Consider the following 11,779-nt stretch of genomic DNA (forward strand, 5'->3'; position numbering starts at 1 on the left):
GGTGCATGGTAGGTACGACAGGCAGGTCATCTGCCTCAGTGGGGGGAGTAGAGCAACTCAAACTGGAACCGGGTGAGATCGTCCAGGAGCTCGGCTGGGATGAGGACGTCGACGAGGAACTCCGGTCCAACATCATGGACGCCATCGACGGGGACCTCGTCGAAGACGTGGTGGAGGCCGTCGATGTGGTGTTGCTGTGGCAGCGCAACGACACAGACGTTGCCGATTCACTTGTTGACGCGCTGCGGGATCTGAGCGCAGGCGGACGCATCTGGCTGCTCACGCCGAAGATCGGGCGGCCCGGGTATGTCGCCCCGGCGGATATCGCCGAGGGTGCGGAGGTCGCCGGCTTGGCCCTGACAAGCGCTGTCGAGGTTTCGGCGGACTGGCAGGCGTGTAAGGTCGTCCGCCCCCATGCCCACGGGAACCGCCGTTGAGCGCCCGAATCATGGCCCCGGGCTCCCCATCGCCCAGATGAGGCATCGCGTGTTCCAGGAGCGGTTCACGAGCTGATCCGCGACTGCGTCCACTGATCATGTGACCCCCCACCGCGAGTGTGACGCTCGCGATGGGGGGTCTTGTCCTGTCTGGGACCGGCTCGTAGAGACATCGGCACAAAGAGTTGAGTCTGCAAGACTCATGGTGGAATAATCAGAGTTGAGCCTTGGTTGCTCAGGGTGTACGCGGAGCCATCCAGGATCCGCGAGAACAACTGAACGATGACATGCGTGACCGCAAGGGCGGTCACTGAGCACGATTCGAGGAGCAGACAATGAGCACCATCATGTACAACCCCTTCCGGGATCTGGATCGACTCTTCGACCAGGTGACCAGGACGGCCACTGGTGAGACGAGGCTGATGCCGCTCGATCTGTATCGCGACGGCGACAACTTCGTCGCCAAGGTCGATCTTCCGGGAGTCGACCCGAAGAGCATCGACATCGATGTGGACGATCGCACGCTGAGTATCAGGGCGGAGCGCAAGTCCGACGAGATCCGCCGTGACGACCAGAGCCACTGGGTGAGCCGTGAGCGCAGCTATGGTGCGTACGCCCGCCAGCTGACCCTGGGACCGGGCCTCAACCTGGCCGACATCCATGCCGACTATGCCGATGGGGTCCTTACGCTGACCATTCCGGTTGCCGAGGAAGCCAAGCCGCGCAAGATCTCGGTCACGGCGAGCAACAAGCACGAGACGATCGAGCAGGGATCCGAGGGCGAGGCCGGCGGTGCACCGCAGGTTACCGAGAACCAGCCTCAGCACGTCGCGGGGTGATGTCCCCTCGCCGCTCGTAAGGACTCCCAGCGCCTGACGAGGCCGATACCCGACGCCCGCCACCAGTCACCCGGTGGCGGGCGTCGCCATGCCCGGGGCTCAAGACCGGGGTTTCACGTCCGGGGGAGCGGCGGCGCAGTCAGGCGGGGCGAGAGCCAGACCGGCAGGGGGGATGGATGTCGGAGATGACCGGGACGGCATGACTCGGCTAAACTCGATCTGCCCCGGGCGCATAGCTCAGTCGGTTAGAGCGCGTGCCTTACAAGCACGATGTCGGCGGTTCGAGCCCGTCTGCGCCCACCCACAGTTCGATGTCCACAAGCGCGACGCCTGCAGGTCTGACCTCGCGCCCCACGCGCACGCCCGCCTCGCAGGTCAGCGGTGGGATGCGACGAGGGGTTCAGCGCCGTGTCGAAGGGCTTGCGCGAGTCCGCATCCGGGATGCCCGCGCTGATGAGTTCGTCACATGGCAGGCCACGCCAGTTCGCTGGACGTCGAGGATTCGCTGAGCGCCTGCACCGCCACCGTGGGAGGCGGCGGCACAGGGTCGGCGACCCGGCTCACGAAGCCGCGAGTTCCTCGAGCCGCTCGGGATCGAGGAGGTCGATCGTGCTGCCCTGGACGCGGATCGTGGCCATATGTGCGAGATGCGCGAGCGCGCGACTCAAGGACTCAGGCGTCGTGACGAGCCAGGAAGCCACGTCCTTCTTCGCCATCGGCAGGTGAACGCGCTCCGGATGCGCGGGATCTGTCGCCGGCAGGTCCAGCAGATAGTTCGCCAGCCGGGTGGTGACATCGGTGGCTCCCAGCGTGAGGCGCCGCTGCGCGTCGACGAGCTGATCACTCACCGAGCGGAGCAGCCCCATGGCGATGCTCGGATAGTCGCCGATGAGCTGGACCAGGTCGGCATGGCGGAACACACATACCACCGTCCTCTCGGTCGTTTCGGCGATGTATTCGGGCCGCTGACCGGTGAGAAAGGCGTGCTCGCCAATGACCTCACCCGGGCCCGCCAGGTGCAGCAGCTGATGACGGCCGCTCGGCGCGATGTGGACCACCTGGATACGGCCGCTGTGGATGGCGAAGAGTTCACCCAGCGGATGTCCCATGTCGTGGAGCAGAGCGCCCCCGGGAAGTGTGGCGGGCCCGGCCAATGAGGCGACGACCTGCTGTTGTTCCACGGTGAGGCCGCGGAAGATGGGCACCTGGCTGACGCAGCTGTCGTGGTGTTCCTCACGAGGGGACGACTGACGCATGCACCCAGCCTGCCACTGGGCAGACGAAGGCGCCGGGGTCCGGGAACCACGTGGATTCCCCGACCCCGGCGGCCGTCGTGGGCTGCTCAGCACAGTGGCCCGCGAGGGCCACTGCTCAGAATGCGGCAGGTGCGGCTCGATAGCCAGCCTTCGCGACGGCGGCCACGAGGGCGTCGGTGCTCAGGCGGGGATCGTGGTCGATCTCAATGCGCGAGGATGCGAAGTGCACCTGCACGTCCTTGACACCGTCGAGGCGACGCAGCTGCTTGTCGATCTTGGAAACGCAGGACGGGCAGCTGAAGCCCTCTGCGCGCAGGATCGTGTGCTGGATGGTCGGGGCCTGCTCGGTGATGTTCTGGGTGCTCATGATCTGTGACCTTTCGGAGGATTGGTTTCCTGCTGACGAATACGAGGCTAGGGATGGCGGCTCTCCGCGTCCTTGACGCTTGTCAAGCTGCCGGGGATCAGCGGGCATGGACGACGGTGGTGCGTGCATCGGCCTGCTCGACATCGCCAGCCGCAGTCAGGCCAGCTCGGCCGGCGGGACGTGCCCGGTGCCGAGCTGAGCGGCCCAGGGGGTCGGGCGTGGGATGTGCATGGCGCAGGGCCGCTGTGTCAGTCCAGGTGTCATTGGCCTTCCGGCGCAGCAGACGCATCGCGTTGATGATGACGACAAGCACAGACGCCTCATGGACGAGCATCCCGACCGCCATCGTCACCCCGCCCACGAGCACACCGGTCAACAGGACCGCCACGGTGACCAGAGCGATGAGGATGTTCTGGTGCATCACCGAGACAGTGCGCCGAGCCAGGCGGATGGCACGGGGCAGCTTGAGCAGGTCATCGGCCATGAGGGCGATGTCGGCAGTTTCGATTGCCACGCCGGTTCCGGCAGCTCCCATGGCCACCCCGATGTTCGCTGTGGCCAGGGCAGGAGCGTCGTTGACGCCGTCGCCGACCATGGCGACCACCTCGCCCTCGCGCTGCAAGTGCACGACGGCGTTCAGCTTGTCCTCCGGGAGGAGACCGGCATGAACCTCGTCTACCCCCACCGCGGCCCCCACGGCTCGGGCCACACGCTCGTCGTCACCGGTGAGCATGACGACTTTGTGCACTCCGGCGCTGTGCAGACGGCGCACCATCTCGGCGGCGTCATCGCGCACCCGGTCGGCCACCGCCACGACCCCGAGGAGAGTCGTGTCCGCCGCAACCAGCATGGCGGTGCGGCCCTCGGCGCTGAGCCTATCGAGAGTCGCGGTGGCCTCGCCGATCTGCACGCCCTCGGCCTCCATGAGACGGCGGTTGCCGACGGCGACCCGCTGCCCATCGAGGACCGCGAGGACACCCTTCCCGGCAACAGGCTCGGTCAGGGCGGCCAGCCGGCCGGAGACGTCCATGCCGCGCTGGGCGGCCGCTTCCACCAGGGGCCGCGCCAGCGGGTGCTCGGATCCGGCCTCGGCCCGCGCGGCGAGGCCGAGCAACTCGTCGGCCGTCCAACCCCCGTGGAGCACCTCGACATCGGTGAGCTCAGGACGACCCTCGGTGAGCGTCCCGGTCTTGTCCACAGCGACGGCGCTGATGCGCGCCGAGGTCTCCAGGAACTCCCCGCCCTTGATGAGAATCCCGTCGCGGGCGCCGCGACCGATCCCGGCCACGACGGAGACCGGGATCGAGATCACCAGGGCACCGGGGCACCCGATGACGAGCAAGGTCAATGCGAGTTCAGTGTCCTTGGTGAGCAGCCCGACGGCGAGGGACAGGGCGATGATGCCCGGTGTGTACCAGGCCGAGAACCTGTCCATGAAGCGCGCCGTCTTCGCCTTGGCGTCCTGAGCATCCTCGACGCGGTGGATGATGCGCGCCAGCGTGGTGTCGGCGCCGACATCGGTGGCGCGGACCTGCAAGAATCCGCCGGTGGCGATCGTGCCGGCGAACACCTGGTCGCCCCCGAGCTTCTCGACGGGCAGGGATTCCCCGGTGATAGCGGCTTCGTCGATGGTGCCGGTGCCTTCGAGCACTGTGCCATCGACGGGGACCTTCGCGCCGTTCTTCACCAGTACGGTCTCGCCGGTGCGCACCCCAGATGCCGCCACTTCCTCCTGCCGGCCCTCACGCAGGACCACGGCGACCTCGGGTGCGACCCTCACGAGTTCCCGCAGCGCCGATCGGGTCCTGTTCAAGGTCGCGTTCTCCAGCGCCCCGCCCACCGCGAAAAGGAAGGTGACCGCTGCAGCCTCCCAGAATTCCCCGACGATGACCGCTCCGATCGAGGCCACCGAGACCAGCAGGTCGATGCCGATGACCCGGCTCCGCAACGCTTTGATGGCCGCGAGGACAATCGGTAGACCTGCCACCAGGGCGGCCGCAATCATGAGCGCGTCACCGGCGAGCGGATTGGCGGACCTATTGCCGGCGAGTCCGTGTACCGCGAACGAGGCCGCGATGAGAGCCCCCGATACGATGGGGACCGCCCAGCGGCCCCGTAGCCAGCTTCCCGCCCGAGTCCTGGTCATGTCCATTCCCCTCTCTCGTCACCGTCCGGTGATGTGTGACAGTGACGCTAGGGGGGTGCTGATTCGTGCTCCTTGACAGACGTCAAGTGCTGCGAGGCCCGCCACGAGAGACAGGAGCGGCTTGCCGCTGGACCGGGCGTTGGGTCCGGCACGACCGTGCGACCAGATATGCCGGAATGACCGCAGTGACCGGAATGACCGCAGTGACCGGAATGACCGCAGTGACCGGAATGACCGCAGTGACCGGAATGACCGCAGTCACCGGAATGAACTGGGTGCGAATCTGTTCGGCGATGCTCAGACAATTCCCAACGCAAGCATGGCATCGGCGACCTTGATGAATCCGGCGATGTTGGCGCCAGCGACATAGTCGCCAGGCTGGCCATATTCCTCGGCGGTCGTCAGGCATTCGCGGTGCAGGGCGCGCATGATCGTCGACAGGCGTTCTTCGGTGTAGTCGAAGGTCCAGGAGTCACGTGAGGCGTTCTGCTGCATCTCCAGCGCGCTGGTGGCCACTCCGCCGGCATTTGCCGCCTTACCGGGTGCGAAGAGCACACCGGCCTCGGTCAAGAGGCTGATGGCCTCCGGAGTCGTAGGCATGTTCGCGCCCTCGGCGACCACGATGCAGCCATTCTTGACCAGCGATCTGGCTCCCTCAGCACCCAATTCGTTCTGCGTGGCACAGGGAAGAGCAATTTGAGTGGGAACATCCCAGATCGAACCGTCCGACACATACGTGGCGTCGGCCCCGCGGGCCTGTGCGTACTCGCTGACGCGACCTCGGTGCCCGTTCTTGATCTCCTTGAGAAGCTCGAGATCGATGCCCGACTCGTCGACCACGTAACCGTCCGAATCGGAGCAGGCCACGACCCGCCCGCCCAGCTGGTGCACCTTGTCGATCGCGTGGATCGCCACATTGCCCGAACCCGAGACCACAACGCGTTTGCCGTCGAGCGACTGGCCCTTGTGCTTGAGCATCTCGTCAACGAAATACACGGTGCCGTAGCCGGTCGCCTCGGTACGCACCTGGGAGCCACCCCAGCCGAGGCCCTTGCCGGTCAGTACACCGGATTCGTAGCGGTTGGTGAGCCGCTTGTACTGGCCGAACAGATAACCGATCTCGCGGCCGCCCACGCCAATGTCTCCGGCCGGCACGTCCGTGTGCTCACCGATGTGGCGGTACAGCTCGGTCATGAATGACTGGCAGAACCGCATCACCTCGCGATCGGACTTTCCCTTCGGATCGAAGTCAGAACCTCCCTTGCCACCGCCGATCGGCAGGCCGGTGAGGGAGTTCTTGAAGATCTGCTCGAAGCCGAGGAACTTGATGATGCCCAGATAGACACTCGGGTGGAAGCGCAGCCCGCCCTTGTAGGGCCCCAGCGCCGAATTGAACTGCACGCGGAAGCCACGGTTGAGCTGGACGTGGCCGGAATCGTCGATCCACGGAACACGGAAGATGATCTGGCGCTCCGGTTCGCACAAGCGACGGATGACTTCGGCGTCGGCGTATTCGGGGTGCTTGTCGACCACCGGTGCCAGACTCTCGAGGACCTCCCTGACGGCCTGGTGGAACTCGGTCTCCCCGGGATTTCGCTGGATGACTTCGTTGAAGACTGGGACGAGGCTCTCCGCGAGTGCTGGCACAACTGCTCCGTTCGTTCGAACCCGCGCAGACGCGGCCCGGCGCCGCATCTCGACACCGACGTTAGGCTACCCTCCACCGTTCCGGATCCCCGGGCACCCGATCTGCGCTGGTGCCTGCGACGGCTCAGCCGGCCAGTGCCTTCTTCACCAGCGCCGCGACCTCGCGTCCCTCGGCACGTCCCTTCACCCGCTCATTCACTGCCCGAACGATCGAGCCCATCTGCTTCATCGTGGGCTTCTCGTCCTGTCCCGCGGCGGCCACCTCGGCATCCACGATCTCCTGCAGCTCGTCGGCGCTCAGCGGCGCGGGTAGATAGCGTTGCAGGATCGTGGCCTCAGACCTCTCCTTGGCCGCCAGCTCGTCGCGGCCGGCCTGGGCATAGGTCTGGGCCGATTCCTCGCGAGTGCGCACCTCACGCGTGATGATGGCAAGCTCCTCGGTGTCGCTGAGCTCGTGGGCTTCGCCCGCCACCTCGGCATTCATGATCGCCGCGATCGCCATCCGCAGGGTCGACTTCGACTGCGCATCCTGCGCCTTCATCGCCTTCACGAGATCCGACTTGAGTTGGTCCTTCAGCGTTGCCATCGATGGCTCCTTCCGTGCCGCACCAAGGACGAAGACTACCGGTCCGCTCCGGTGCCAGCAGGACGCGGCCTTGTGAGAGCTCACCCACTCGGGCACACCCGGTAGAGTTGCACAGCGTGGCACTCGATGAACTCTCCGAACGAATCGCTCAGCTCGACCAGTCCCTGACCTCGATCGAGGCGGTCATTGACGTGCCTGGCAAGCAGAAGCAGATCGCGAACCTCGAGGAAGAGGCCGCCGCACCGGATCTGTGGAGCGACCAGGAGCACGCCCAGGCTGTGACGAGCAGGCTGTCGCGTCTGCAATCCGATGTCGAGCGCGTCCAGGGCCTGCGCTCACGGCTCAGCGACGTCGCCGTGCTGCTCGAGCTCGCCGCCGAGGAGGACGACCCGGACAGCGTCAAGGAGGCCTCCAAGGAACTGGATGGCCTGGGGGAAGAGATCGACGCGCTGGAGGTGCGCACCCTCCTTTCGGGCGAGTACGACGAGCGCGACGCCCTGGTGACCATCCGATCGGAGGCCGGGGGAGTGGATGCCGCGGACTTCGCTGCCATGCTGCTGCGCATGTATGAGCGCTGGTGCGAGCGCCACGGCTACAACTACGAGGTCTACGACATCAGCTATGCCGAGGAGGCCGGCATCAAGTCCGCCACCTTCACGGTGAAGAGTCCCTACGCGTATGGCACCCTGTCTGTCGAACAGGGAACGCACCGGCTCGTGCGGATCAGCCCCTTCGACAACCAGGGGCGTCGCCAGACGAGCTTCGCGGGAGTCGAGGTCCTTCCCGTCGTGGAGGAAACTGACCACATCGACATTCCAGAACAGGACATCCGTACCGATGTCTTCCACGCCTCGGGCCCCGGCGGGCAGGGCGTCAACACCACCGACTCAGCCGTCCGCGTCACCCATCTGCCCACCGGCATCGTGGTGAGCTGCCAGAACGAGCGCTCCCAGATTCAGAACAAGGCCGCCTGTCTTCGGGTGTTGCAGGCAAAGCTGCTGGAGCGCGCCCGCCAGGAACGCGCGGCCGAGATGAACGCGCTGAAATCAGATGGGAATTCCTGGGGTAGCCAGATGCGCTCCTATGTTCTGCACCCCTACCAGATGGTCAAGGACCTGCGCACCGGCTACGAGAGTGGCAATCCCGACGCGGTCTTCGACGGCGACATCGACGCCTTCGTCGACCGGGGCATCCGCTGGCGCCGGCAGGAGGAGCAGGCTGCGGCGGTCTGAGCGAATCTGTGAATCGTCTCGTCCCGCGCGTCCAGCGGGCGCTCGAGAGGGCGTTCGCCTAGACTCACACTGTCCGGGCTGAGATTTCTCAGCAACCTTCCCCATCATCATCCCGGTCAGGACTGCTGTGATCACATTCGACGATGTCTCGAAGCTATACCCGCGTCAGCTTCGTCCCGCCCTCAGCCACGTCAGCGTCGACATCGACGAGGGCGAGTTCGTCTTCCTCGTGGGCATCTCTGGCTCCGGCAAGTCCACCTTCCTCCGGTTGATCCTGCGGGAGTACCGCCCCACGAGCGGCACCGTGACCATCGATGGCAAGAACGTGGGCACGATGCGCAACGGCCGGGTGCCCAGGCTGCGCCGTCAGATCGGCACTGTCTTCCAGGATTTTCGGCTGCTGCCGGGCAAGTCGGTATACGACAATGTCGCCTTCGCGCTCCAGGTCCTCGGACGCCCGACCCGTGAGATCCGGGAGCGGGTGCCGGCCACGCTGGACCTCGTGGGTCTGGGGACGAAGGGTCAGCGACTTCCCGAGGAACTGTCGGGCGGCGAACAGCAGCGCGTCGCCATTGCGCGCGCCGTGGTGAACGATCCGAAGATCCTCATCGCCGATGAGCCCACCGGAAACCTCGATCCGGCCACCAGCGTCGGCATCATGAAGCTTCTCGACCGGATCAACCGTCGCGACACCACAGTCATCATGGCCACCCACGATTCGACGATCGTCGACCAGATGCGCCGTCGTGTCATCGAACTGGACAAGGGGCTGGTCGTCCGCGACCAGCGCCAGGGTGCCTACGGGAACCTCTGAACAGGCGGCGGGACCATCATGAGACGAGAGGAAGTGCGCTAGTGCGTCACACGTTCCGTGAGACCTGGTCGGGCCTGAGGCGCAATGCCTCGATGACCGTAGCCGTCATTGTGACGATGTGGGTCTCGCTGGCGCTGTTCGGGGCGAGCCTTATGACGATGCAGCAGGTCGAGGCGATGAAAGGTCAGTGGTACGACAAGATCGAGGTTTCGGTCTTCCTGTGCACTGCCGACAATGCCACCGATGGCGAGGGTGGGAATTGTGAGTCCGCCCAGGGCGTGACCGATGCCCAACGCGATGCCATCCGTGCGCTGCTGGAGAATCACCCGGACGTACAGACCGTGTATTACGAGTCGAAACAGGATGCCTTCCGAGAGTTCCAGACAACCTATGCCGACAATCCGATCAAGAACTCGTTGACCGCCGACCAAATGCAGGACTCCTTCCGGGTGAAGCTGAAGGATCCACAGAACTACCAAGACGTCGTTTCCGCTGTCGAGGGTCTACCCGGAGTCCAGGCGGTGCAGGATCTGCACACCGTGCTCGACCCCTTCTTCCGGGTCCTCAACGTCCTCAAGTGGGGGACGATGGGCATCGCAGCGATGCTGCTGCTCGCAGGTGCCCTCCAGATCGGCAACTCGATCAGGATGTCGGCGTACACCCGGCGCCGCGAGATCGCCATCATGAGGCTGGTCGGTGCATCCAATCTCTACATCATGCTTCCCTTCCTGCTCGAAGCACTTTTCGCGGGGGTCGTCGGCATCCTGCTCGCCGGCGCATCGATGGCCGCGCTGCAGTACTTCGTGGTGGACCGGGTGAAGTCTCAACTCTCAATTCAGAGTCTTGGCTGGATCACAGGTTCGAGTACCGCGCTGGCCATCGGGGGGGTTGCGGTGGTGGGCGTCATTCTCTCTATCATTCCCACGGTACTGGCGACCAGAAGATATCTGAGGGTGTGACGTGAGCCCATGGGAAAGCACAGGAGGAGCCTCGTGACCCGAGCAGCATTGTCCAAGGGCACACCGGCCAATTCCGCGGCCTCGGTATTCGGGAGATGTGGGCGGGTCGTGGTCAGTGGCTTGCTGCTCGGCTCATTGGCCCTGACCTTCGCACCCGGGATCGCACGCGCGGACGACCTCGATGACCAGCAGGTCTCCCTGGCCCAGCAGGTCTCGGCATCCGATGACGAGGTCACTGCCGAGGACCAGGCCCTGGCCACCGCCCAGGATGCTCTCGCCAGCTCCCGCCAGCAGCTCGCGTCCGCTCAGACAGCACTTGCCAGCGCCCAATCCGATCGCGATGCCGCGGCGAAGAAGGATTCCGATGCGCAGGCTGGGCTCGATGCTGCCACCGCGGCGCTTGCCAAGGCCAACGATGACCTGGCTGCCGCGCAGGAAGCTGTCGCAGCCCAGAAGAAGTCGGTGGGCTCCGATGCCCGGGCCAGTGTCCAGCAGAGCACCTCGTTGGTGACCATCGGGCTGCTCATCAGCGGCGCCTCCACCTCCGATCTGTCCGATCGGGTGCAGTGGACCGACCAGGCTCTGCGTGCCCAGCAGACCAAACTCGATCAGCTGAATTCGGCGCAGCTGAGGTTCGAGCAGGCCCAGCAGCGTCAACAGGCTGCTCAGGCACAAGCCGATCGGCAGCGCGCCGCCGCCGCCCAGACACTGGCTGCCAAGCAGCAGGCCGCCGAGGCGGCCGAGAAGGCCAAGCAGCAGGTCGACGCGCTGGTCACCCAGCGCAATGATGACGAGGCCGCCGCCCAGCGGGCGCTGGCTGCGGCACAATCCAAGAACGCCCAGCTCAAGGCGCAGCAGCAAGAGCTCGTCCAGCAGATCCAGCGACGTAACGAGGAGCGCGCGGCCGAAGCGGCCCGTCAGGCCGCCGCCGCCCAGCTAGCGGCCCAGCAGGCGGCCGCCGCCCAGAAACAGCAGGCGGATGAGGCTGCGGCTGCCGCTACCGCCCAAGCCGCGGCGGCTTCCAGTGCCGCCGCCGGGAGGTCCACCCCCAGCTCGACCGCCGCGGTGCTGACCGATCCGGTGCCCGGAGCGCCCGTCACCTCTCCCTATGGATACCGCATCAACCCGGTACGTGGCACCTCTGAGCTGCACGATGGCGTCGATCTGGGCGGGGCCTGCGGAGCCCCCATCTATGCTGCCGGCGCCGGCACCGTTTCCCAGATCCTCACCCCGGACCAGTCGGGCGGCTATGGCAACCGGCTGGTCATCGACCATGGCCTCGTCAATGGCGTCTATCTGTCGACCGGATACAACCACGCCGAGAGTTATGTGGTGGGCGTGGGGGCACAGGTGTCCCAAGGCCAGCTCATCGGCTACGTCGGGACGACCGGACTGTCCACCGGCTGCCACCTGCACTTCCATGTCTACGTCAATGGCGCCCCCATCGATCCGCTCACCTGGATTACCCTGAGCTGACCCCCAGCCCATCCCGGGAC

General features: G+C 65.6%; 11 protein-coding genes and 1 tRNA gene. 7 read left to right on the forward strand and 5 right to left on the reverse strand.

What is annotated here, in order from left to right:
• The first annotated feature begins 5 nt into the window (after nucleotides 1-5).
• The 3 genes from BMX93_RS04135 to BMX93_RS04145 all read left to right on the forward strand — a co-directional run bounded on the left by BMX93_RS04135 (nucleotide 6) and on the right by BMX93_RS04145 (nucleotide 1,576).
• Nucleotides 6-437 (forward strand): DUF3052 domain-containing protein, encoded by a 432-nt coding sequence (locus tag BMX93_RS04135; RefSeq protein ID WP_091968389.1) that lies wholly within the window; start codon nucleotides 6-8, stop codon nucleotides 435-437.
• A 335-nt stretch (nucleotides 438-772) separates the two neighbouring features.
• Nucleotides 773-1,276 (forward strand): Hsp20/alpha crystallin family protein, encoded by a 504-nt coding sequence (locus BMX93_RS04140; RefSeq protein WP_091968391.1) that lies wholly within the window; start codon nucleotides 773-775, stop codon nucleotides 1,274-1,276.
• A 226-nt stretch (nucleotides 1,277-1,502) separates the two neighbouring features.
• Nucleotides 1,503-1,576 (forward strand) — tRNA-Val (locus BMX93_RS04145).
• A gap of 260 nt (nucleotides 1,577-1,836) precedes the next feature.
• Here BMX93_RS04145 and BMX93_RS04150 read toward each other — a convergent pair.
• The 5 genes from BMX93_RS04150 to BMX93_RS04175 all read right to left on the reverse strand — a co-directional run bounded on the left by BMX93_RS04150 (nucleotide 1,837) and on the right by BMX93_RS04175 (nucleotide 7,278).
• Nucleotides 1,837-2,532: a Crp/Fnr family transcriptional regulator gene (locus BMX93_RS04150; protein WP_091968393.1), complete on the reverse strand. Its 696-nt coding sequence runs from the start codon at nucleotides 2,530-2,532 to the stop codon at nucleotides 1,837-1,839.
• 115 nt (nucleotides 2,533-2,647) lie between these two features.
• Nucleotides 2,648-2,899: a heavy-metal-associated domain-containing protein gene (locus BMX93_RS04155; protein ID WP_091968394.1), complete on the reverse strand. Its 252-nt coding sequence runs from the start codon at nucleotides 2,897-2,899 to the stop codon at nucleotides 2,648-2,650.
• Between the two features lie 97 nt (nucleotides 2,900-2,996).
• Nucleotides 2,997-5,045 (reverse strand): heavy metal translocating P-type ATPase, encoded by a 2,049-nt coding sequence (locus BMX93_RS04160; RefSeq protein WP_091968468.1) that lies wholly within the window; start codon nucleotides 5,043-5,045, stop codon nucleotides 2,997-2,999.
• Between the two features lie 297 nt (nucleotides 5,046-5,342).
• The gene (gene gdhA, locus BMX93_RS04170; protein ID WP_245725727.1) at nucleotides 5,343-6,692 is read right to left on the reverse strand and encodes an NADP-specific glutamate dehydrogenase; all 1,350 of its coding nucleotides are present in this window, start codon (nucleotides 6,690-6,692) and stop codon (nucleotides 5,343-5,345) included.
• A 124-nt stretch (nucleotides 6,693-6,816) separates the two neighbouring features.
• On the reverse strand, nucleotides 6,817-7,278 hold the full coding sequence (locus BMX93_RS04175) for a GatB/YqeY domain-containing protein (RefSeq protein ID WP_091968400.1): 462 nt from the start codon (nucleotides 7,276-7,278) through the stop codon (nucleotides 6,817-6,819).
• A gap of 116 nt (nucleotides 7,279-7,394) precedes the next feature.
• Here BMX93_RS04175 and prfB point away from each other — a divergent pair, with 116 nt between their 5' ends.
• From prfB to BMX93_RS04195, 4 genes are all read left to right on the forward strand, one after another.
• Nucleotides 7,395-8,510 carry a peptide chain release factor 2 gene (gene prfB, locus BMX93_RS04180; RefSeq protein ID WP_177170064.1) on the forward strand — a complete coding sequence of 372 codons (1,116 nt, stop codon included), beginning with the start codon at nucleotides 7,395-7,397 and terminating at the stop codon, nucleotides 8,508-8,510.
• 127 nt (nucleotides 8,511-8,637) lie between these two features.
• Entirely contained in the window at nucleotides 8,638-9,324 is a 687-nt protein-coding gene (gene ftsE / locus BMX93_RS04185) for a cell division ATP-binding protein FtsE (protein WP_091968403.1), read from the forward strand.
• Between the two features lie 41 nt (nucleotides 9,325-9,365).
• Nucleotides 9,366-10,283, forward strand: coding sequence for a permease-like cell division protein FtsX (gene ftsX, locus BMX93_RS04190; RefSeq protein WP_218139212.1), 918 nt, complete (start codon nucleotides 9,366-9,368; stop codon nucleotides 10,281-10,283).
• 33 nt (nucleotides 10,284-10,316) lie between these two features.
• The gene (locus BMX93_RS04195; protein ID WP_177170065.1) at nucleotides 10,317-11,759 is read left to right on the forward strand and encodes a M23 family metallopeptidase; all 1,443 of its coding nucleotides are present in this window, start codon (nucleotides 10,317-10,319) and stop codon (nucleotides 11,757-11,759) included.
• Nucleotides 11,760-11,779: the final 20 nt, after the last annotated feature.

The organism is Propionibacterium cyclohexanicum (assembly GCF_900111365.1).
GTDB classification, from domain to species: Bacteria; Actinomycetota; Actinomycetes; order Propionibacteriales; family Propionibacteriaceae; genus Propionibacterium; species Propionibacterium cyclohexanicum.